The sequence below is a fragment of the Bradyrhizobium sp. GCM10028915 genome (assembly GCF_042666195.1).
Classification (GTDB): domain Bacteria; phylum Pseudomonadota; class Alphaproteobacteria; order Rhizobiales; family Xanthobacteraceae; genus Bradyrhizobium; species Bradyrhizobium canariense_D.
Map to the genome: position 1 here is coordinate 546,892 of NZ_JBHTFN010000044.1, position 22,905 is coordinate 569,796.

The window sequence follows — 22,905 nt, forward strand, 5'->3', positions numbered from 1 at the left end:
AATCCGACTTCTCTCGAGATTCTCGAGATTTAGCCGGAGCGGCTAGGCAGACGAGTCCTTGAAATCTTGGATTTTCAACGAGTTACGATCGGTTTGCCCCGTGTGTATTCTGTGGATAAGCCGGGCTTTTTCACCCTCTTCATGGTTCTCTGAGCCTCATCCGGCCGTGATCCGGCAGGTCGTCCATCACGGCTTCCTGGTGCTGGTCGAACTTGTCCGGCCAGCATTCCTCGACCATCCGCACGGCGAACTGCGCGCGGCGGTCCCAGATCTCGTCTTTGTCCCTCAGGCAGTACGCCGCCATCGCGTAGACCCGTGGCTCCGGGACGCAGAGCTCGATCGGCCGGGTGTCCCGGCTGAAGGTCAGCGCCCGCAGCCAAGGCATTTCGAAACCTTGCTTCAGGGTTTTGCGCGCGCTGCGCTCCAGCCGGCCGAGGAAGTAGGACGGCCGATAGATCTCGGCCACGACCTTCTCGTCCGCCCGGATCGCGAACACCCCGTTGTCCAGGGTCACCCTCATCTCCTCCTCGCCGTCGCCGCAGGCCTCCGCGATCTCTTCCAGGCCGATCTTCTCCGGATCCTCCGAGTGCGCGATGAAGCGCAGGCGATCCTCCTTGATCAACTCGACCGGGGTCAGCGTCTTGGAGCCGCTTTCGTACGCCAGCAGCGCCGAGCCCCCGAACAGGGCCACGCGCTTATTGGCGTCCGTGTACCAGAGCCAGTCCAGGGTCTCGGCGAAGCGGCCGTGAAGCCGGGCGATCCCGTACGCTTTCGCCAATTTGCAGCTCAGGAGAACGTCCTCTCGGTACTCTCGACGGATGCGCCGTGCCTTCAGCACGGTGCTCTCGAATTGCTCCATGATGGCTTCGGTCTCGGGGCTGCGCCGGCCGAGGGACCGGCCCTTCTTCTTGCTGTTCTCCTGCGTGTAGCGCGTCAGATACTCGACGCCGTCGACCGTCCGCCAGCCCATGCCGCCGCCATCGGAGGCCGCCAGGACCTGCAGCGAATTGCCGAATTCCGGCCACAGCTGCTCGATCCGGGCGAATTGCTCGGCCTGGCCGTCGGTGAGCGGAACGAGCTCGATCTCGTCGTCTGAACCTTCCATAGATTTCCAGATAAGGTATCAGGGGTTCCGAGTCAAGGGCGCACATGTGCGCATGGATGCCGCCGACGTTGCCCCCATGGGCGCGGCGTGCATCATGGCCGGAGCGGTCGAATCAGAGGATTTCGGGTGGCGAAGACGAGCAAGCCCACGGGGCGGAAAAGCCGGAGCGGGCCTCGCGTGCCCGAGGGCAAGGCTCCGCTGCAGGTCCTCATCAACGAGCAGACGATCGAGGACGCCAAGATCAGGGCGATCCGAGAGAAGACGAAGGTGTCCGGGGTGGTGGAACAACTGCTCCAGGGCTGGCTGGACGGCACCTACAAGCTGCACCGAAAGAGCGACGGTTAACTACAGATCCACAGCCTTCTACGGAGCGGCCTTGCTCTTGTCGCGCGGCTCCGCATATTCAGCCCGCTCCGTCGTCACCTAAAATACATCGGCGGCGACACGTCATCTGGGGCTTGCCGAACTGGCCCCGTCACAGGCGCTGGAACCCGGCGCTAAGAAATAGCTCCAGCGGTAGCGGGCCGGAAAACGGTAGCCTGCGACCAACCTAGACGGCCAGCTATCAGGAGGGGCGCGATTGAAACCCATCATCGACCAGTTCATGTGGCCCTACCAGGACTCGTTCAGGGAGGGTGTCCAGCATCTGGCCCGAAGTGTTTTCGCAGACATCGGCTTCGAGGACGGAGCGGCCGTCGTTTTCCTGGTTGGACTCGCCGCCCCGGGCCACCACGGGCGCCACGCCGTTTGCATCGAGCCGGAGGACGGCCCTTGGAAGCAGGAAACGTTCGCAACTCTCCCCGCGGATGTAGAACGCGCGATTCCTACCGATCCGATGCAGCGGATGCACTACGACGATCAGACCGCGATGCGCGAAAAACCGGAGAATATTCGCCGGAACGTCATCACGAAGGAGATTGCGCGCCGTTTGGAGGTCGAGGGCGAACGAACCGGGATGCGCAGCTTCTGCTCGCGCGCCACCAAGTACGGTGACTTCTACATCGTCGCCGTTCTACAGGTTCCGGAACGCGGTCTCACGGTGCTACCTACAATCCGTTACCGGTGGCAGGATCAGGCGGGCGAAACGAACCTGGTCCTGGAGTGCATCAGCCAGATACTGGATCAGGCGGCGCAGGAGTTGTCGAGACCGCATCCCGAGCCAGGTCGGGCAATAGGCGACCGTCACCGTCTGGCGTCGAAGGAAATCGCCGATAGGGCCGCAGGTCTTCTGATGCGTACGCCGTTCATCGCCGGCGACTACGCCAATTGGGGGCTATACGAGTCGATCGAAGAGGTCTCGAAGCTGATGTACGAGGGGTCAGTCGGAACCGGAAGGATCATCCTAGCCGCAGACAGTGACCCGAGCCTGCGCTACGTGCTGAAGCTGTCCTCGCCCGTTCTGCTGAATCAGACGCGCTGGTTGAGAAAACTGCTGCAGATGTCCACGCGGGAGACCGCGCTGATCTGCGGGTACGCCAAAGCGTTCGGCCTGGGATCGGTTTCCGACGTGAGTGCGCCGCTGTTTTCAATCGATTTCACGGGTCGTCACCAATGGGACTTGCGCAGGGGCGACCTTGTATTCCTGAGGGTGAAGGACGGCCAGCCGCGGCTGCCGCAGGACCCGATCCAAGTCGAGCGATTCGAGGAAAACATGCGCCGCATTTTCCCCAGGATCGCGGATTCCTCCATCGCTTTGGCTCGCAACGTCATGGACCTGCTCTTCAGGATGGGGCGCGGCAGCACGATCGTTTTCGCGGCCGATGCGGCAGAGGAGGCTGCACGACTGGAATCCCAAGGCACCAGAATCCAGCCCGCTGCGATCAACAAGGAATTTCTAGAACGGGCGAGCTCCATCGACGGTGCGATTATCGCCGATCCGCATGGGGTCTGCCACGCGGTCGGCGTGATCCTCGACGGAAACGCGACGCCGACATGCACTCCCGCACGTGGCGGTCGCTACAACTCAGCAGTCCGTTACGTCGGCGACGGCTCAACCGGCCGGCTGGCTCTCGTCCTCTCGGAAGATGGCACGCTGGACGTGGTTCCTCTTCTCAGACCGCAAATCGACGGCGATGACCTCGAGCGGGCGGTCGAAGCGCTCGGCTCCGCGTCCATAGACAACTACCACCCGACACTGAATCTTCTCGATGAGAACCGCTTCTATCTGAACGCCGATCAGTGCCGACGCGTCAACGAGGCGCTAGACCGGATCGGTAGCACTCCCGTCGAGGGCAATCGTCTCGTCTGGTTGCCCACCAGATTCAAACCAGATCCGGAGATGAACGACGGCTACCTCAAGAAGAAGCGGGACGGCGGCCGCTAGAAGGACGTGGGGTCGCTGTCGGTTAGAAGGGTCAACTCATTCGCGTCCGATCGAGAGCCGCCGACGGAATGGAACGAGGCCCAGAGCCCGCCAGGAAAGGGCTTCCGTCCGACGATCAGAAGCAGGAAGCCCGGCAGGTGGTGATTGGATTGCCGGACCATCCTGTCGATGCTCGAAAGGTCGTCGGAAGAGGGTGTCGGAACGTCTTCCGGATGGGTGTGCCAGTCGCCGACGTAATCCAGACCCTGTTCATGGTGACGGAAGATCTCTTCCTGTTCGGACGGGCGATGAGGCTGGAACGAGAAGCGTCCGCGGCGATCCCGCGACCTCGGTCCGGTCGCCGCAATGATTTCCCAGTCGTCGTCGCGCACGTGCGCGAAAAGCTGGCCGCCGGCCTCGCGCTGATAGAAGTGTCGTTGCCGGTGAGCGTCGAACGTCGCCAGTGCCGGGGGGCCGACCCGAACCACGATTCGGCCGACCTTGAATGTCACGACCTGCGCGCTCACGAAAACGTCCAATCGCCTTCGTACGGGCCGCCTACTTCGTCCGGTTGTCCGCGCGCGGCGGCCCAGCCGGACGTCACGGATGCGTCTGCCTCCTGGAATGCCGCAGCATCCGCCAGCCAAGATCGCCAGGCCGGCGCGCTCGCCAGTCCGCGTAAGGCGTCGAGGGCGAGCCGTGCGACCAAGGCCTGTGCGTGGGCGAGTTCGACGGCGCCGAACGGTGTCGACGCGCCGCCGCATTCGGCGGGCGGCGGCTTGCCGCCCGCTACAGCAGGGAGCCGAAATCCTCCTCGATCGTCGAAGCCATCGGCAAAATTGCTGCCGTTCCCAATCAACACCGCATGGCTCGCCAGCGCGTGCGGCTCCATCCAGCCGTAGATCGCGACAGCTTTCTTTCCAGATTGCGACAGCGCATCCTCCACGGAGGCGTCGGCCGCCCACTCGCCGGTACAGGAGATGACCAAGTCGGCCGCCTTGAGGACTTCCGGATGCTCGCGCGCGAAGGTGGCAAAGGTGGAGGCGAACCCCTCCACCAGGCCGATTGTCGGCAAGCTCGCCCGGATGCTGTTCGCGAGCGATTTCGCCTTGCCGGTGCCGACCGCCAGCGCGCCGAGTTCGTGCCGTCGGATGTTTTCCCAGCCGAGGTCCTCGGGATCGACGAGTCGCAGGTGTTCGACCCCGGCTTGCGCCAGCATTCGGGCTACGCCTGAGCCGAGCGCTCCGCATCCGGCGATGATCACCTTGGCGCCCGTCATCTGGGCATTAACGCCTTCCGGCAACCGCGAGGCAGACGAGTCCATCCGCTGTGTGGCGACGCGATCGAGCTCAAAACGTCCGAAGATGGCTTTGGTCGCTTCCTTGGACGGAACGATGTTCTTGCGCATGGTCTGCCGATTGAACGGCTTGCCGCCACGGTCCAGCGGGCGGCGCAGGTACATCGCAGCGTAGTGTTCGCGTCCTGAAGGAGCCTTGCCCGCAAGGACGACGACCGCTTGCTTCGGCGAATTTTTCATCAGTCGCTTCAGAAGGCCGACTCCGTCTTGCGAACGTGACTCGACGAGAGCCCAAAGCTCCTCCGCGGTTTCCGGATATCGGTCCGGAGCGGGGAGAGGATCGATAGCGATCACCGGCGTTTCCCGCAACGCCACGGGAGGCGCCCCCGTCAGATTCTTCCAGACCTTCGTGGCCTCCGCCTTGCCGGGAAAGACAAGCGTCCGCCCGTTGGTCGTCGTCACAGCCCGGCCGAGAATGGTCTTGTCCGCTCCATGTAGGCCCGGCAGGACTTCGACCCTGGCACCGCCCCGGGTCGCCCACGACAACCAATAGAGGCCGAAGTCATCGCGGAAGTCGTCGTCGTGCTTCCGCGTCTCGTTTTCAGCCAGCAACTGGATGGCGTTCGCGACCACCGCCTGGACCGTCCTAAGCCGGTCGCCAGGCACCGCCTTGGCCGCAAGGCAGAGCTTGCCGTCCCTTTCTACGTGGGGCTCCGCCTTCGCGCGCGAGTAACCTACAAGGTAGGCCGTCGCGACGCTGAAGGGGAAATCCGCGTCGACCTGGATCTCAAGTTCGCGGCCTCGCCATAACAGCCGCCAACCTTCGACCATCCGGGGGCGCAACGAGCCGACGGGAACCCGTCCCGCGAACTCGTCGCCGAGGCTGGCGAACCAGGCGTCGAGGCCGAAATCGCCGGAACCGGCGGTCGTAGCTTCAAGCGGAAGGCTCACGCGTGACGGCGCTCCTTCGCATAGCGGCTCTCGCCCTGCTTGATCACGGCGGGACCGCTGGCCTTTTCGATCTTCGACTTTTTGGACGGATCGGGCTGCTTCGAGAACCAGTCGGTGTAGAACATCGCGTCCCAGGCCTTCATCGCGTCATCGTGCGTGCAGTCGAGCCTGTCGAGGACTTCAAGGTGCTTGAGGTTGTCGTCGATCTTTTCCTTGAGGAAGGTGGTCTTGGCGTCGCCGGGTTCGGCCAGGTTCTCATTGAGCACCGGGTGCCGCACAGCGATGTTCAGCGCGAGCTGCAGACTGATGCCCTTCAAAGTTTGCCGGAACGACCTGTCGTCACGCCCGTCGTCGCGCGAAAAGTTGTCGCAGCACAGTTTGGAGATGGTGAAGCCGCTCGCGATCTCGTTCGTCCACGTCCAGCGGCTGCGGGCGAACGCCTTAACCATGCGAACGATCCGCACGAACTGGCCGTCGTTGCCGTCGGCGGAAGCGTCGGGCGATTTGCTGTCGTTAGCGTCCTTGAACCACTGCGTGTTTGCCAGCGGATCAGACTGCCTCCACTTGTCGCTGGCGGCGATCTCGAACGATTTCTTTTCGGCGCCCGTGAAGGGATCCGTCGTGCGGTTCTCGCGGTAGACCGGCACGTCGACATGGTAGCCTTCGGACTTATAGTAGACTCGCACGCAGTTGTTGCGAGCTTCTGGCTGGTCGGTGAAGCGCTTGTCCTGCAGCGCGTCGCTGACCATCTTCCTCGCGTCCACGGGAGACTTATCCTGCCCCTGGTCGTCCTTCAGCTTGTCGCGCTTGAAGTAGACGCCATCGTCGACGTCGTAGTCGTTGCGGTCGTGCTGGATCATCGTCTTCATCGCGTAGGAGCCTTGCGTACGCGAGCCGATGGCCTTCGGGCTACCGTTGCGGTCCAGCCCGTTGCGAAGCCGGTCGCGGTTGATTTTGGCCTTGCCGAAGATGTCGGCGCGGTCGTCCTTCGACATGCGCACCGCCGCGCGTTCGAAGCCCTTCACCTGTTCGTTGCAGTCCTTCACGCTGTCGTCTCCATCTCCACGCCGGTCTTCGGCATCGCCGGCAGACTCATCATCAGGGCCTTAACCATCCGTCCCTCGGGATTGTTTGGGTCGTCGCAGGCGCTCTTGGCCAGATCCGCATCATTGCTCGCCTGCTGGATCAGCCGGTTTAGAGCTTCCCGCCGCGCGTCATCGAGCGCCAGATATTTCATCATCTCCGCCGGCACGTCCTTATTCGGAAAGCGCAGCCTTGTGACGGGCTGGCCCAGCGCCGTGAGCTTGTTGCCGATGAGGCGGGCCATGTTATCAAATGCGTACTCCTGAGCCGTAATGCTCAGGCCGGCTGCCTCGGCGCCCATCTTCCAGCCAAGGATCGAGCGATGCAGCTCCCAAGGCTCGATGTGTTCGCCCTCCGGGCGCGAACAGGTGCCGAGTGAAAAAATCTCGATCGGCGCACCTTCCGGCGCGCAGGCCAACGCGTCAACGAGCCCCACCATGATGGGATTGTTCGCCCACAGACCGCCATCGGCGAAAACCTGCATGACATCGTGATCGCCGTTAGGATCGTCCACCGGGGCCAGCGACCGGAAGATCGGTGCGGCGCTCGAAGCCATGCAGACGTCCACCAGCTTGTAGTGATCGTCGCGCACGCCGCTCGTGGGCGTCTTTTTGAAGACCCAGGACCGGTGGCTGCTCATCAGGACCGCCGGAATAGAGAGCGAGAGACCGCGCTTCTGAAAGACGTCCAGCATGGTCGTCTCACGGAGCACGCCGGTCAGGGCCTGGCGCAACACCTTGTCGCCATTGCGGACGTAGCGTCCGCCCACGAACATGCGCCAGATCGCGCTGGCGGTGCCCTTGATGCGGTGAGGGAAGATATCGCGACCGTGGTCGCGATACATCTTTACGATCTCGTTCATGGGCCGCCCGACCGCCAACGCGCAACCGACGATCGCGCCCGTGCTCGTGCCGGTGATCAGGTCAAAACCCTTGCCGAGATCGAGGCTTTCAACGCCACGCGTCCGGGCGAACTGGTTGACGAGGCGGTCGAAGAACGCCGCGGTGTAAATTCCGCGCATTCCCCCGCCATCCAGGCTCAACACCCGATAAGGCCTGACGGCGACCGGCGCCACGGGGCCTCCCGATACTGATTCTGCAACCAGGCTCGTCACTGAACGTCTCGAAGTTGATTCATGATTCGTTCGTTTTGTGCTTTCGCGGCGAGGCCGAAGCCCGCCGCGATCCTTCTTCGATCCGCTCGGCGCTGACTGCGCCGAGCGGGACACCTCCGAAAGTAGAAGGCGTTTAATTAGGGGGCGTTTTATGGTCGTCGCCGCAGTGGAATGCAGCCTTTTAGGGTGCGTTACAGCTGTCTAGCCCCTCACGAACACCCCGTCGTGCTTCCACACGTATCGCACTTCATACAAGTACCATTCCGCACCAGCGTGAAGTTGCCGCACTCGCTGCACATCTCGCCCTCATAGCCCTTGGCTTTGGCTTCCGCGCGGCGCTCGGCCTTGCTGGGCACCGCGACTTGCGCGCTGCCGGCCTTGCTCCACTGCAGGGCTTCGAGCTTCTCGGTGGGCGAGAGGTCGTGGGTCACTTCCTGCTTCAGCGCGACCGCGCCTTCCAGGACGTCGCCGGCACGGCCTGCGCCGTGGGAGGCGAGCGAGGTGACCTTGCTTCCGCCGGCCGGTGCGCTGTCGTTGCCTTGGGCGACCGCGGTCGAACCGCCGCGCATCACCACGAGGTTGTCGGTGCGGGAGCGGGTGAGGCCGCGCGACACCAGCTTGGAGGCGCGCTGGCCGTGATCATCAGGCTCCTTGCCCTCCTCGACGCCCTTGCCGAGCACGTCGAACCCGGTCTCGCTGGGATCGACATGGGCGAGGTCGAAGCGGCTGAGATAGCTCACCGCCAGCTCGCGGAAGACGTAGTCGAGGATCGAGGTCGCGTATTTGATGCTGTCGTTGCCCTGCACGGGGCCCGCCGGCTCGAAGCGGGTGAAGGTGAAGGCGTCGACATATTCGTCGAGCGGCACGCCGTACTGGAGACCCAGCGACACCGCGATGGCGAAGTTGTTGATGAAGGAGCGGAGTGCCGCGCCTTCCTTGTGCATGTCGATGAAGATCTCGCCGATGCGGCCGTCGTCATACTCGCCGGTGCGCAGATACACCTTGTGGCCGCCGACGACCGCCTTCTGGGTGTAGCCCTTGCGGCGATCCGGCATCTTCTCGCGCTCGCGCATCACGATGATGCGCTCGACCAGCTTCTCGACGATCTTTTCCGAGACCTGGGCGGTGCGCGCCGCCATCGGCTTGTCGTAGAGGCTCTCGATCGCATCGTCCTCGTCCTCATCGTCGGCGATGAGCTGCGAGTTGAGCGGCTGGCTGAGCTTGGAGCCGTCGCGATAGAGCGCGTTGGCCTTGAGCGCCAGCTTCCACGACAGCATGTAGGCGGACTTGCAGTCCTCCACGGTGGCGTCGTTCGGCATGTTGATGGTCTTGGAGATCGCACCCGAGATGAAGGGCTGCGCCGCCGACATCATGCGGATGTGGCTCTCGACCGAGAGATAGCGCTTGCCGACCTTGCCGCAAGGGTTGGCGCAGTCGAACACCGGATAGTGCTCGGCCTTGAGGTGCGGGGCACCTTCCACCGTCATCGCGCCGCAGATGTGGACGTTGGCCGCCTCGATCTCGCGCTTGGTGAAGCCGACGGCCTGGAGCAGGTCGAAGCCGGGGGCCGCGATGGCCTCGGCACCGATGCCGAGCTGGTCGCGGATGAAGTCCTCGCCAAAGGTCCATTTGTTGAAGGCGAACTTGATGTCGAACGCGGTCGGCAGCGCCTTCTCGACCTTGGCGATGGCTTCGTCGGTGAAGCCCTTGGCCTTCAAGGTCGAGGCGTTGATGCCGGGCGCGTTGGAGAGCGAGCCGTGGCCGACGGCGTAGGCTTCGATCTCCGCGATCTCGCTCTCGCGATAGCCCAGCGCGCGCAGTGCTGCGGGGACCGCACGGTTGATGATCTTGAAGTAGCCGCCGCCGGCGAGCTTCTTGAACTTCACCAGGGCGAAGTCGGGCTCGATGCCGGTGGTGTCGCAATCCATGACGAGGCCGATCGTGCCGGTCGGCGCGATCACCGTGGTCTGGGCGTTGCGATAGCCGTGCTTCTCGCCGAGCTCGAGCGCCGCATCCCAGGCCGCTTGCGCATGGGTGACGAGGTCGGTCTGCGGGCACGACACCAGGTCCATCGGCACCGGGTTGACGCTGAGCCCCTCGTAGCCGTTGGACTGGCCATGGGCGGCGCGGCGGTGGTTGCGGATCACGCGCAGCATGTGCGCGGCGTTCTTCTTGTAGCCGGGAAAGGTGCCGAGCTCGGCCGCCATCTCGGCCGAGGTCTTGTAGGTGATGCCGGTCATGATCGCGGTCAGCGCGCCGGCGATGGCGCGGCCTTCCTTGCTGTCATAGGACAGACCCATGGTCATCAAGAGGCCGCCGATATTGGCGTAGCCGAGGCCGAGCGTGCGGAACTCGTAGGAGAGCTCGGCAATCGACTTCGACGGGAACTGCGCCATCATCACCGAGATTTCGAGCACGATGGTCCAGAGCCGGCAGAGATGCTCGTAGCCTTCGACGTCGAAACGCTTGGAGGGGATGTCGTAGAACGTCAGCAGATTGGCGGAGGCGAGGTTGCACGCCGTGTCGTCCAGGAACATGTATTCCGAGCACGGATTGGAGGCGCGGATGTCGCCGGACGCCTTGCAGGTGTGCCAGTCATTCATGGTGGTGTTGAAGTGCAGGCCCGGGTCGGCCGACGCCCAGGCGGCGTAGCCGATTTTTTCCCAGAGGTCGCGCGCCTTCAGCGTCTTGGTGATCTTCTTCGTGGTGCGTCCCACGAGATTCCAGTCGCCGTCGGTCTCGACCGCGCGCAGGAAGTCGTCCTTCAGCGACACCGAATTGTTGGAGTTCTGCCCCGAAACCGTGAGATAGGCTTCCGAATCCCAGTCGGTGTCATAGACGTCGAACTGGATGTCCTTGTAGCCCTGTTTTGCAAATTGGATGACCCGCTTGATGTAGTTGTCGGGTACGAGGCTGCGGCGCGCCAGCTTGATCTCGCGGCGCAGCGCCGGGTTCTTCTCGGGATCGAAGCAATCGTCGCCCGAGCCTTCGCAATTGACGCAGGCCTTCAGCACCGCCTTGAGGTGCTTCTGGTTGATCTTGGATCCGGTGACGAGAGCGGCGACCTTCTGCTCCTCCTTCACCTTCCAGTCGATATAGGTCTCGATGTCGGGGTGATCGACGTCGACGACGACCATCTTGGCGGCGCGGCGCGTGGTGCCGCCCGACTTGATCGCGCCCGCGGCGCGGTCGCCGATCTTGAGGAAGCTCATCAGGCCGGACGAGCGGCCGCCGCCGGATAGGCGTTCGCCTTCGCCGCGCAGGCGCGAGAAGTTGGAGCCGGTGCCGGAGCCGTATTTGAACAGGCGCGCTTCGCGGACCCAGAGGTCCATGATGCCGCCCTCGTTGACGAGGTCGTCACCGACGCCCTGGATGAAGCAGGCGTGCGGCTGCGGATGCTCGTAGGAGGATTTCGACCGGGTCAGCTTGCCGGTGAAGGGGTCGACGTAATAATGGCCCTGGCCGGGACCGTCGATGCCGTAGGCCCAGTGCAGACCGGTGTTGAACCATTGCGGCGAGTTCGGCGCGACCATCTGCATGGTCAGCATGTAGCGGAGCTCGTCGTAGAAGGTCTGGGCGTCCTCGTCGGAGGAGAAGTACTTGCCCTTCCAGCCCCAATAGGTCCAGCAGCCGGCGAGACGGTCGAACACCTGCTTGGCCGAGAGCTCGCTGACGAACCGCTCTTTCTCGGGCAGGAGGGCGAGCGCCTCTGTGTCGGGCACGGAGCGCCACAGGAAGGAGGGGACGGACTCTTCCTCGACCTTCTTCAGGCGCGCGGCAACGCCGGCCTTGCGGAAGTACTTCTGGGCGAGGACGTCGGAGGCGACCTGCGACCACGCGGTCGGCACCTCGACATTGTCGAGCTTGAACACGACCGAGCCGTCGGGATTCCTGATCTCCGACGTGGTCAGCCGGAAATCGATGCCGGCGTAAGGTGACTGTCCCGAAGTGGTCTGGCGCCGCTCAATCCGCATGGTCTTGCCCCGTCCTATCCTTGACCGGACCGCCTCCGTTCAGGCGTGCCGGGTCATCATTTCATTTCGCGGTGCTCGAGGCCGCCTGGCCCTTGGCATCGCAGCTCAGCCGGTAGACCCGGCCCGTTTTCTCCCGACGCGATTGCTCGATGCGCGCACCGATCATCCGCCGGCACGTCCAGACCCATCCGCCCCAAAGGGATGAGCCCGACATGCGTTCAACGCCCCACAACGTCACGTCTTCAACCATTGCCATCCGGGCCTGTTTCCAGCCCGTTCAGGCGCCCGAAAAGTCCGCTCTCGCCGGGCAGACAAGCCCGTATCCCGCTGCCCTTGTCTGGCTTGGCGGAGTGCTGTTTTGCAGACCCTTTGGGGGAGTGCCGGCGGGACGCAAACACACTCGCGCCGAACGGATCGAAAACTAGGACTCTCCGTTACGCCCGTCAAGAACTAGTGCGAGTTCCTGAATCAAATACTAAATATGGTGGATTATGGGGGATAACAGGGGCAGGCCCGCGCCTTTTGTTGAGCCAAGTATCAGTGAGTCCTCAGGGATTCCCAACCGAAAAAATTTGCATCTTGGGGGGCCGCTGAGGCTTCACCCCGCTGTTCACAGGGCAGGTATATTTTTGAATCGCGGGCTTGCCTCGGGGGGACTCACGTAGGGCTACGGAAGGTGAGGGCAGGCATGCCCGCCGGGGTGGTGGTGGGAGGCGCGAATCCGCGCCAAGCTGCCCTCGATTTTGCCGGACTACCCACATGCTTGATTCGACTCGGCCGGTGCTGCGAGCGCGCATCGCCCCGGCCGGCCTGATATTCCTCGCCATCACCTCGGTGGGCTGGGGTTTCAATTGGCCGGTGACGAAATTCCTGCTCTCCGAGCTGCCGCCGCTGACCTTGCGCGGGGCGACGGGAGTGCTCGGCGCGGTGCTGCTGGCGGCGCTGGCACTGATCCGCGCTGACAGCCTCAGCGTCCCGCGCGCGATCTGGCCGCGCCTCGTGACCGCCGCGATCCTCAACGTCACCGGCTGGATGGTGCTGATGGGTCTGGCACTGCTGTGGCTGCCGGCGAGCGAAGCGGCGCTGATCGCCTACACCATGCCGGTCTGGGCCTCGCTGATCGCCTGGCCGGTGCTCGGCGAGCGGCCGACCTTGTTGCGCACCATCGCGCTGGTGATGGCCTTTGCCGGCCTGGCCTCGATCATGGGCGGCAACGGCTTTGCCGCCACTGCGGACAAGCTGCCGGGCATCATCATGGCGCTGTGCGGCGCGCTCGGCTTCGCCGCCGGCACGGTGTTTTCGAAGAAGTACCCGATCCGCCTGCCGCCGATCACGGCCGCGGCCTGGCAGATCGGGATCGGCTGCCTGCCGATCACTATCATCGGCCTCGCCATCGAGACCACGCATCTGGAACTGGTGACGCCCGTCGGCTGGTGGCTCCTGGTCTATTCGACCGTGGTGCAGTTCTGCATCGCCTATGTCAGCTGGTTCGCTGCCCTTGCGCGCCTGCCGGCCTCCGTCGCCGCGATCGGCACCATGGCGGTGCCCGTCATCGGCGTCGTGGCGTCCGCGATCGCGCTCCACGAGCCGCTGGGGGCAGGGCAGATTGCCGCGCTGGTGTTCACGCTGGCGGCCGTGGTGCTGGCGACGCGGTAGGGCGTATATTCATGAGCGGCTGGCCGCCTGGACTTCCGGTTCATCGTCAACATCGGCCGGAGAGCGGAAGGTCTCCGAGCTCGCAGATGCGCCAAGAGCCGACCTGCCTTGCGGGGATTGTCTCTACCCAAATCGGTTGGCGAACTCTACGACCGCTGCTGCAACATCTTTACGCTTGGCGTCCGTGCGTGTGAATCCCAGCGGTCCTGTGAACCTGATAACCACCTTTTCAGGATTGGATTTCGGCCGAGCATCGGTCGTCCAAGATAGCTCTCCGGCCCGGACCTTGACAACATCGCGACTGGTGCACGCGGACTCGATCGATGAGAATATCTGCTTTGCTTCATCGACCGAAAGCTTCATCGATTGACACTCACCAGCGCCGACCGACACAAGGGTCAAACCAGACCGTTCGACGCGGAAGTACAGCCCATTGGTCAGCGTGACTTTTTCCTCAGGTCCCAGCTCGGCGCTAATACGGGCCAGCGCTTGAGACCCAACTTGCGACAGGAGCCGTCCCAACACCTCAAAAAAGACTTTGATCTTTCGGTGATCATTCATGGGTCGGGCGCCATCGTACGTGGTCCGATGGGGGGACCAAAGCACCTCGCCATTGGCAAACAGTACAACATCCGCTTCGGGTCAGCATACGAAGAACTCAACTGAGCAAATCTGGTCCGCCATGCTTCGGGGAGCGACCTCCTGGAGGGCTGCCGCCATCTGCAAACCTTCTCAGAAATACTACGTCTTTTCTTTCTACCCCGGGAGCGAGGTTTCGGAGAGCGTTCGTAGCGAGATATATCTCAAGCCCGACCAGAAGCGGTATTCCCGCGCCCCAAATGTAGATCAGGCCACGCATTGTTGCCTCCGTCAGGATAATTTTGAGCCGCTGCTTCGGGCAGTCTTCCAGGCCAAGGAAGCGGCCACGACAAACGACACGAAACAGAACGCGATCACCCCCAAAGCGCGGACATCGCGGCGCGGCTCGTTGAGCCACACGAGAGCCGCCAGGCAAAGGAGCGCCGGGACCGCGCAGGCTTGTGTTGCGATATACCGACGCCTCAGCGCCAACGGCGCGCGGTCCCCCCAGATAAACGCCTCAACCTGAAACTTGCGAGAAATTGCGTCCGTCCGGGGGAGGCACGACCTATCGAGCTCTGCCACGATGGATTGAAATCCCCATCCGGCAATGCCCAGCAGTGAAAGTCCAAAAAGAGTAAGAACAGCGACACTTCACGTGTCTAGCAGCTTCAACACAACCGCGCGAGACCAGTTAGTCCGCAATGGGCCACAAAAGACTTCGCCGATGTTCGCCGCTTACGGTGATGCAGAAATGCTCATACGACAAATAGTCGCCAAGGTAGGCCAGTGCGGGGGATCTGGTCAGAAATTGACCTGAAAGTTCAAGCCGCCGTAGACACCTTTGCCGTAGTTACTGTCTCGCACAAAGCCGAGCGAGACGCCCGTGTTTATACCGCCGACGGTAAACCCTGTGATGTGTCCGCCGAGACGAGCCTGGTTGTAGGTCCAGCTTCCTGAGTAGGCTGCTTCAGGCCCCACGAAAATATTTGGCGCGATTGCAATGCCTGTTTTGCCCTGCGCGTAATAGAATTCGGATGCAGTGTTGTAATGCGCTTGGACGTAGACCATCGTTTGGTCCGTCGGCTTGCCGTAGAGTGACGTTAGAAGCTTCAGCCCGTACAACTGCGTGTCGGATCGAGGCAAGCCGGACGCGGCATAGAGGTGGCTGTTAACAGCGGTCATGCCAGCGGCGACAAGCCATGACCAGCCATTCGGGGTGAATTGGTAGCCTGCAAGCACATCGAGTGTCGTATCGAGCCCGACGCGTTTCTGACTGGTATCAACAAAACTGTAGCGACGGGCCGAGGCAATGCCCTCCACACGCCAGCCAGACTCCCACAAGTTTCCGAATGGAGAGTATACGGCTGTGAGGTCCGTGTAAAAAGCACCGTAGGAAGCAAAATCACTGGTACTCTGCACTGAAAGGCGTGGCGGCTCCTGCGCGGCTGCGACCCCCACCAGACCAGCCATCAAGACCCAAGCGAAGCCCTTCAACAACTTCACCGGTTGCCTCCGGTCGCGTCTGATCGACGAAACGTCATGAGCCTCTTCCCTTAGAGGCTTGCCTGCTCAGCAAGCGTCGTCGCCTCACCGCGTGCGTAACGACCGGTTTTCCGCGCCAAGATGCCAGCTCTGATATCCTCTACAGCATCGCGCCAGCCAATCAGGCGCCAGATGCCATACACAAGAAACAGCGCATTGACTGCGGAGAACCCACAGAAGAGTACGCTACCCCCCCACAGGTTGGCTGCAGCCGAAACAATGGAGGTAGTCAGAAGACCGGCCAAAAAGATTAGATGGGATGGCGGCGCAGCGGTTCGGCCATCGATCTTAGGAGTGCGGGCGAACGCGCTCTTACGCCCGGTAACTAACTGCTCCAAGGATCGATAGACTCCAGCAAGATTGACGGGGACGAGCAGCAGCGTCAGGGCATAGACCCGCACTGCATCCGACCATTTGTATCCACATCGAATAAGGTCTCGTCCATACAGGAAGTAATACGGCGCAGCAGCGACCGGAAACCAGATGTTGGAGAATCCCTCACCGAAGGGAACTACGAGAAGCAGCAACAGGCCGATGTTGGCCAGCGCTGGCGAGATCAAGTAATGAGACCTGACGAATGTTTCGAGTCCGCCCGCGCGAGCCGACCCGCGATCACGCCAAAGTGCAAGAAGGCTCGGCAATATGATCAGACCGCCATTTGCCCATCGCTGACGCTGAATGACGAGCGCACCAAAGTCAGGAGGCGTGGCGCTATACGCAAGTCGTTCGGGATGATTGTGTAAGCGCCACCCCTTGGCGACGAGGTCAATCGTCGAGCCGGTGTCTTCAATGAGAGTTTTGTCTTGGATGAAGACAGGCACGGCGTGACCACGCTCGGTCGTCATGGCTTTGATTTCATTCAAAGCTGAATGGCGCAGCACCGCATTGGCGCCCACCCAGAAGGTCGCGTTGTAGGCAGTAAACCCTTGATGGACAAGGTACTGAATATCGGTAGTTGCACCGGCCACCCGCTCCAGCCTTGAAGGTGGGTTTGGATAGGCAGAGTACGGCGTCTGCGCAATGGCGATGCCTGGATCGGCCTGCATGATGGAGACGAGCTTGCCGATGTAGTTGGGTAGGATGATGCTGTCGGCATCGATGGTGAGGACGTAATCTGCCGCTGGCACAACGAGGTCTGCCTCGCTTTCGGGACATTCCTTGAGAACCGACATGCCATCCGGTCCCTTGGACACACGAAACGCGCGTCCAATCAGGCCAATATAGCTATTGAGGTTCATCGCCTTATTCGGCGCATGTGAGAGGTTTCCAAATTGCTTGCGCTCGAAGCAGTCGATCGGCACGTCGAAATGGCTCACCAATCGTCTGTACTTCAAGTGAATGCGCTCAAGGTCTAAGTCCGCCGGATCGCGAAGGGCTGCAGCAAGCCTCCGATACTCGGCATCGAGATGACCGATGACTTCACGCGCGAAAACTTCGTCCGCGTGAGCAAACACCGGTTGAGAGCGCTCCGCGTAAAGCAGTCCAAGCCGGTTCACGAAATCCGCGGCTTCTACGTAAAGTCCAGCAAGGACTACGCGCTCTTGCTCCAAGGACAAGCCGCCCGACACACGGCGAACGTTGAAGTCGTCGGCGGCCGTACGAAACTGCCGCGACGCTCGACAAAAAAGATCATCCAGTTCAGAGACTAAAGCGCGTGCGACTTCAAGCCCCGCCAAGTGGGCCGCTTTGCCTGTCGGTGGATCGTCAAGGAGCAGCGTAATTCGCCGATTGGGATGCTCGGAAAGAGCTGCCGACAAAACCGTCTGCATTATGACCGGGATCTGCTCCTTATACGACGGTATGAGGATGCTGATCCGCGGTGCTTCCGCACCATTAGCCGCGTCGCGATTGATTGCGTCCTGCCGGTGAGCGGCATGCCGTCTGATCTCGCCGAGTCGCGTCAGCTGATAAACGATGTTTCCATAGAAAAGGCTGATCACGGCGGCGCAGAAAACCAACGTCAGGAGAGCCTTCTGCACAAAGGAGCCATCGAAGTCCGGCTCCAAATCAGAAACCACGGTAGCAAGGCCAAGCGCAAACGCGAGCGTGCTCACGCCCGCGGCGACGCGGGTCAACAGGATTTCGTACTTCATTTAGGAATAAAGCCCCTAGTGATGCGGAAATTGCGGTGATGCGGATTTACAGGGGGGCAAATGCGAGGATGAAGGTGACGCAAATGCGGCCCAGATAGTGGGAAAAAGTGGCAATGCGCGTGCATTTTACCGGCCCCGGCCCTCCGCGTCCTTGAGAACGAACGTTGGTAGGCGCGGAGTAGTGTTACCTTTGCGAGTGGTTCAAATGATTAAGCAAACTGCGCAGCTATTTTCGTGATCTGCATCAGCATCGGGCGGAAAACGAAGCGCGTGTATTTCATAGCAATGAAAATAGCTACCAACCTTCATTTGGACCCATCATGCGGCAATTGGAGTGCTGGATGATCTTTCGCGCGGCTGAGTTGCTTGCATACCTGCCCGCCAGCCGATCTATCATCTCCAGATGTGGAATTTACTGCCGCAATTGTATGGCTCTACGCCATTGCGGCCATGGGAGGGGCGATCATCGGCACGTTTTTCGGCATCCAATAGCGTCCTGCGATGATCCTGAAGGCGCTGGGCTGCGTGCTTATCGTGGCTGGACTGAAGCTGACCGGAGTTTATTGAAGACCGTTCATGCCGCTCAGGTTGGCGGATTATCCGGCTCGAGTTCGCCGCTCTCGATCAATCGGCTTCGCTCTTCCGCCAGGAGTCGATAACAGGCAGCGAGATCGGCGTAGCGGCGTTTGAGCGCAGGCTGCGTTGCTCGCTCCGCCAGTTCGTCGAACTCGGCCGCTCGGCTTTGGTACTCAGTAACAGTTCTCATCGCGCCCCCGTGGCAATCTAGCCGCTGGGCAACGTCCCCGTCACTCCCTCAGGAGTGCAGCTTCTGCCGGAGCTTTCCTGATCAATTCGCGGACGTCCGCGGCATACTCTTCCGATGATGCGCCCCCGGGGCCTCGTCGTCCCTCTCGCGGGGCTTCACTTCTGGTTTGGCTGGCGGCTTATCGTTCATGGCATCACATCAGCCGCCCGGCGGCAGACATGCGGCCGATGCTCGCGGGCCAAAACCCGAAAGTGCAAATCGCCGCGATGCCCAGCTTCTCGCCTCATTACCCAGCGGCAAACACCGGTGACAGTCTAAGGCTCCCTCTCAGGCGGCCTTCTGCTCTCAGCGATAGTTATTAGGCATACACCACGCCGGCCGTCGGAGCTGCCAATTGCGGTGCTACAAAGTGAGGTCGAAAGCAACGCTGTAATAGTCGGAGGTGTTACGGAGGCGAATCTGCCGCAGGATCTTAAAAATTCCTGCCGATCGTCTTCTTCTGGAGAGGACATTGCGGCTCCTATGATTTTCTTGAAATAATTATTAGCCGATTAGAGAGTTAGGCAGTTCAATCACGAAATGTGCATCGGAGACCCGCCGCTTGGGGCGCTGAAGTGTTGCCCGAGGTCCGGTGCGGGTCACAAGCGGACTTGCATCCACTGCCTTCAGGTGGGCATGCGTCGCCGTCCATTCCTCATCGGGACGGTCGCCTTGGTAACAGTCTCACTATGGGCGGGGCGCTCGAGCCTTCGCCAGGCGACCCTAGTACAAGGCTTAACGCGCCGCTCTGCTTCTTCGATTTGACATCGGAGATCTCCGAGTTCGGAGAGCAGTAAAGCGATTTCGTTCAATCGTTGAGCAAATTGGATTTGGCGAAGTCCCAGCAAATGCGCCTCCCCTCCATCCACTCTGAAAGACTTCAAGTAAGGGGCGGGAGTCGGCAGGCGTCAATAAAGCAAGTGCCATATCCGAGGCGGGGTGCTTCGATCTGTCACGGCGCGCGCAGTGTCCAGTTCCGCATATGGTACGCTGCCATCCGCGCCCTTAGGGGCGGAGTTGAGATGACCCAAAACCCGTTGATTGCCGCTTCTTAGTGCGAAGAAACGAGCGCTGCAAAGCTAAATGCCAGCACGCACGCGGCAGCCAACGACCAAAACGCTATCGCGAATTCCTTGGGCATGTTGCACCAATGTGGGAGCGCGCATCGAGTTCTTGCTCGGCTGCTAGCTCGCCTCTCAGTTCGTCCTCAAGCTCTCGGATATGCTTCGCAGTTAGTCCGTCCGGAAACTCTTTCATCAACTCGCGACAATGCGCCAGCTTCCGTTGGATCGCTAAGATAGATGGGTCATGTTCCATCACAGGAAAATCCTCTGGCCCGGGCTACCTCTTGTAAAGCAATATGCCCTGTTCGCGAGCTTGCCGACGCACCGAGCTAACGCGACGCCCAAGCACCTTGGCCGCCTCGGCTGCGGTGACCCTCTCTCTGGCGAGGAGGGTTAGGCGAGCTAGTTCATGCTGCGTCCAAAATGGCTTAGGCCGGGGCGAATCTTCAACTGGGTCCATGTCCCAAGGTGGTGCTTCATGGTTAATGAACCTTAAGCGCGCGCTCCGTATTCAACGCTGGCACCAACTCGAACCCCGGACATTGCGTGACGCTTACCAGCGGTGATGGTGCCGCCAGCCATAATGATGGCCTCGGCCTCTGCCCCAACCGTAATGATGACCACGCCCGCCGCGATGACCCCACCCATGGCCGCCGCCATGTCCGTGGCCGCCCTTGATCTCAATAGTGGAACTCTGAGGTGCGGCCAGTGCGCCCGGCTTGGCCGCGGGCATGGCGGAGGCAGACGGTGCAGGCGTTAAAGCAACGGCCGCCGCCACAAAGCCGACCAAGTAAAGCCACCGCATCAAGTCGCCTCCACCAGAACACGGAGCACCCAGCCCGCACCTGCGGCCGCGTTGCTCCAATCCATCAACAAGGAAGGCGGGAAAAAGTTGCAATGAGAGCTGACGATGGTCCGGGAGGGCACGATCCTATGCTCGGTGCGTGGTCTGCTTCGGGCGCTTATCGCAGGTCAGATTGCCGGCGACTGGAGGGACCGCGACCGTTGGCAGGACACAGACGCCTGCGAAAACTGTCTCGATTATCTCCGGGCGCCCGCACTTGGGACATAAGAAAAGATGAGCGATGGTCGAGCGGCCCCGCCGGACTAACTCGGACCGGAACCACCGCATTCTGACCTGGCAACTCGGGCAGCTTGGCGGCTCGAGGCCTCCAAAGCGATCGCTTGGCCTGCCCACACGAACCTTTACTTGAGGCCAGTGTACGAGCGTCGATGCCCCTAGCACTATCAATTGATACTGCTCATCAATTTTCGGATTGCCTAGCTCGCCGAGGCTCGGAGCCATTGAGATAAGTGCCCGCTTTGGGTCAAAGTGCGAAGAACTCAACCTGAGCAAATCTACTCCGCCATGCCTCGCTGGATGGACCTCAATATGGTGCGCCCACGACGTCGCTGAAGCCCCAAAAGCTGACCCGTATATCGGGAGATGCCGCGCATTGCAGTGAGTCCGATCACATGCAGGAACGGTGGTCTGCTCCAACAGGGCCGTTTGAGAAGGGTAGCTTCCAGCGAGGGGACAGAATGGAGAAGTATGGAGGGGCGCCATCGAGGTGCGTGACTATGACCCCGACTGGCCGGTTCGTTTCCAGCAGGAGTGCCGTCGCTTGCGATTTGTGGTCGGTCCGGCGCTCAAGATCGAACACATGGGCAGTACGTCTGTGTCCGGCCTCTCGGCCAAACCGATTATGGACATCTTGGTCGGCCTCCCGAACTTGTTGCGCGCGAAGTCCACGTTTGTGAGGCCATTCGCGCAACTCGGATACACCTACATCCCCGAGTACGAAGCATGGTTACCTGGTGAACTGTTTTTCCGGAAGAGGATGCCCGGACCCTGGACACACCATCTTCACATCATGGAGCAATGCAATCCACGCTGGAGAGATTTCCTGCTGTTTCGCGACTACTTGCGCTTACACCCGGAAATCGCTGCCGCGTACGGAAGCCAAAAGAAATCGCTCGCGGATGAATTTGGCAAGAACATCGAGGGCTTTCGCAAAACAAAACATCGGTTGTGAGGGAGATAACCGACAAGGCGCTATCAGCATTCGGGAAGTATTGTTTGCGCTGCCACAGCGACGGGATATGCCGTGCGGCGCTGCTAAGATGTCCGCTTCGGGTCCACAAGCGGGAATGCCAACGAGCAGCTCCTTGCTCGAGCCTCACAGCGCAAGGCACGGGTGGAGTTCTCTCCCTTCAGGCGCTTGGCAGGGACCGAGTAAGGAGCTGCCGGCGAGCCTTCTTCAGATCGGTCGCCAGTTTTATTTTCTCTCTCAAAACGAGGATTTCGGAATATTCCTTTTGGATCTCTGGGCGGGTGCGAAGTGCTTCAAGCTGCTGGGCGGTCAGTTTCAGTATCGCGGCAATATGCGTACTCTGGATGTGGTGCATGGCAATCAAATCCGCTGTTGGAAAAAAACGGAACGGCACGATACAGCGAACTGCGGTGCGGCGTCGCTGGAAATAAACAGCCAGCCTTACTGTCGTTTTTTTTGCAGCGCGTCACTGCCCTCATCAGGTGGGGGGCTGCCGTCTGCTCATAATGAATTTCTTGACCGCATGAATCGTGCGAGCAAGCTGTCGCGGCCGGCGACTACGCGGCGGCGTGACTAACACAACGAAGAGCAGGTTCAGCAGCAGCCAGCAGCCGACCGCGATGAAAATGTACTTCATAACTCCTCAAGGGTGCCCTCGGAAGAGCACTGCAAGAAGAGCGGCAGCAACAATCGCGAGCCAGATCATCGAAACAACGAAGCTGGCGAAATGCCAATCTACGTCGCGGCGCCTGGTCTGCATTGTGTCTCCTTCCGGAGGCCGTGTGTCGTCGTCTCAGCGGCCTCTATCGTCCTTGCCGTTGGGGCTGCCGTCTCCGCCGCCGTTGCCCCAGCCGTTGTTGCCGTGATGGTGATGGTCGTCGTGGACCGCGCCTGCGCCCGACTTCGCGATCGCATCCGATGTAAGGGATGTCGACAGGAGTAGGGTGATGGCTGGAGGTGTCACCGCCGCGAACTTTCCGCAGGTTCTTAAGAACTCGCGACGGTCGTCCTGATCTGGCATGCGTTTCTCCGTCCAGAGATAAGCCCAAATTAAATCACAATAACTGAATTAAATCAATTTAATTTCGTTCCAGAAGAAAGCGGCCCGCCCACTCGTCCACTCCCTCAGGGGAAGCTCGACGCGCTGGAGTCCGCTGTGGTCACAAGCCGCCGACCACGCCGAAGGTGGGAGCTTCCGCTTTGCCTTGGTAAGCCGACGTTTATGAGGTCACGTCCTCCGCGAGAGCGGCTTCGACCGCTCGGCTCGGCGGCAGGCCAAGAGC

Annotated in this window: 17 protein-coding genes; 4 read left to right on the forward strand and 13 right to left on the reverse strand. The window is 61.2% G+C overall.

Going from position 1 to position 22,905, the window contains the following annotated elements:
* Nucleotides 1-139 precede the first annotated feature (139 nt).
* Nucleotides 140-1,105, reverse strand: a complete 966-nt coding sequence (locus tag ACFQX9_RS22740) for a hypothetical protein (protein WP_377790637.1) — start codon at nt 1,103-1,105, stop codon at nt 140-142.
* 126 nt (nt 1,106-1,231) lie between these two features.
* On the opposite strand from ACFQX9_RS22740, the gene ACFQX9_RS22745 reads away from it, so the two are divergent.
* Nucleotides 1,232-1,450 (forward strand): hypothetical protein, encoded by a 219-nt coding sequence (locus ACFQX9_RS22745; protein ID WP_377790639.1) that lies wholly within the window; start codon nt 1,232-1,234, stop codon nt 1,448-1,450.
* A 235-nt stretch (nt 1,451-1,685) separates the two neighbouring features.
* The gene (locus ACFQX9_RS22750; RefSeq protein WP_377790641.1) at nt 1,686-3,428 is read left to right on the forward strand and encodes a diadenylate cyclase; all 1,743 of its coding nucleotides are present in this window, start codon (nt 1,686-1,688) and stop codon (nt 3,426-3,428) included.
* Here ACFQX9_RS22750 and ACFQX9_RS22755 read toward each other — a convergent pair.
* From ACFQX9_RS22755 to ACFQX9_RS22780, 6 genes are all read right to left on the reverse strand, one after another.
* Complete coding sequence (locus ACFQX9_RS22755; protein ID WP_377790643.1) at nt 3,425-3,934, reverse strand: Mov34/MPN/PAD-1 family protein; 510 nt, start codon at nt 3,932-3,934, stop codon at nt 3,425-3,427. The genes ACFQX9_RS22750 and ACFQX9_RS22755 overlap by 4 nt on opposite strands.
* A complete protein-coding gene (locus tag ACFQX9_RS22760; protein WP_377790645.1) occupies nt 3,931-5,655 on the reverse strand; it encodes a ThiF family adenylyltransferase in 1,725 nt (574 codons plus the stop codon). The genes ACFQX9_RS22755 and ACFQX9_RS22760 overlap by 4 nt, the downstream gene beginning before the upstream one ends.
* On the reverse strand, nt 5,652-6,701 hold the full coding sequence (locus ACFQX9_RS22765) for a cyclic GMP-AMP synthase DncV-like nucleotidyltransferase (RefSeq protein ID WP_377790647.1): 1,050 nt from the start codon (nt 6,699-6,701) through the stop codon (nt 5,652-5,654). The genes ACFQX9_RS22760 and ACFQX9_RS22765 overlap by 4 nt, the downstream gene beginning before the upstream one ends.
* Nucleotides 6,698-7,813, reverse strand: a complete 1,116-nt coding sequence (locus tag ACFQX9_RS22770) for a patatin-like phospholipase family protein (protein WP_377790650.1) — start codon at nt 7,811-7,813, stop codon at nt 6,698-6,700. The genes ACFQX9_RS22765 and ACFQX9_RS22770 overlap by 4 nt, the downstream gene beginning before the upstream one ends.
* A 248-nt stretch (nt 7,814-8,061) precedes the next feature.
* A complete protein-coding gene (locus ACFQX9_RS22775) occupies nt 8,062-11,826 on the reverse strand; it encodes a vitamin B12-dependent ribonucleotide reductase (RefSeq protein WP_377790652.1) in 3,765 nt (1,254 codons plus the stop codon).
* 61 nt (nt 11,827-11,887) lie between these two features.
* Complete coding sequence (locus ACFQX9_RS22780) at nt 11,888-12,076, reverse strand: hypothetical protein (RefSeq protein ID WP_231188561.1); 189 nt, start codon at nt 12,074-12,076, stop codon at nt 11,888-11,890.
* Nucleotides 12,077-12,585: 509 nt separating this feature from the next.
* On the opposite strand from ACFQX9_RS22780, the gene ACFQX9_RS22785 reads away from it, so the two are divergent.
* On the forward strand, nt 12,586-13,482 hold the full coding sequence (locus tag ACFQX9_RS22785) for a DMT family transporter (protein WP_377790654.1): 897 nt from the start codon (nt 12,586-12,588) through the stop codon (nt 13,480-13,482).
* 123 nt (nt 13,483-13,605) lie between these two features.
* Here the strand turns inward: ACFQX9_RS22785 and ACFQX9_RS22790 are convergent, their stop codons facing one another.
* From ACFQX9_RS22790 to ACFQX9_RS22800, 3 genes are all read right to left on the reverse strand, one after another.
* Complete coding sequence (locus tag ACFQX9_RS22790) at nt 13,606-14,043, reverse strand: hypothetical protein (protein WP_377790656.1); 438 nt, start codon at nt 14,041-14,043, stop codon at nt 13,606-13,608.
* Nucleotides 14,044-14,865: 822 nt separating this feature from the next.
* A complete protein-coding gene (gene bcsS / locus ACFQX9_RS22795; RefSeq protein ID WP_377790658.1) occupies nt 14,866-15,567 on the reverse strand; it encodes a cellulose biosynthesis protein BcsS in 702 nt (233 codons plus the stop codon).
* 50 nt (nt 15,568-15,617) lie between these two features.
* Nucleotides 15,618-17,699 (reverse strand): glycosyltransferase family 2 protein, encoded by a 2,082-nt coding sequence (locus ACFQX9_RS22800; protein WP_377790660.1) that lies wholly within the window; start codon nt 17,697-17,699, stop codon nt 15,618-15,620.
* 3,440 nt (nt 17,700-21,139) lie between these two features.
* On the opposite strand from ACFQX9_RS22800, the gene ACFQX9_RS22805 reads away from it, so the two are divergent.
* Nucleotides 21,140-21,604 (forward strand): GrpB family protein, encoded by a 465-nt coding sequence (locus ACFQX9_RS22805; RefSeq protein WP_204511068.1) that lies wholly within the window; start codon nt 21,140-21,142, stop codon nt 21,602-21,604.
* 178 nt (nt 21,605-21,782) lie between these two features.
* Here the strand turns inward: ACFQX9_RS22805 and ACFQX9_RS22810 are convergent, their stop codons facing one another.
* From ACFQX9_RS22810 to ACFQX9_RS22820, 3 genes are all read right to left on the reverse strand, one after another.
* Nucleotides 21,783-21,977, reverse strand: coding sequence for a hypothetical protein (locus tag ACFQX9_RS22810; protein ID WP_018454499.1), 195 nt, complete (start codon nt 21,975-21,977; stop codon nt 21,783-21,785).
* A gap of 123 nt (nt 21,978-22,100) precedes the next feature.
* Entirely contained in the window at nt 22,101-22,259 is a 159-nt protein-coding gene (locus tag ACFQX9_RS22815) for a hypothetical protein (protein WP_204511069.1), read from the reverse strand.
* A gap of 156 nt (nt 22,260-22,415) precedes the next feature.
* Nucleotides 22,416-22,643, reverse strand: coding sequence for a hypothetical protein (locus ACFQX9_RS22820; protein WP_085353535.1), 228 nt, complete (start codon nt 22,641-22,643; stop codon nt 22,416-22,418).
* Nucleotides 22,644-22,905: the final 262 nt, after the last annotated feature.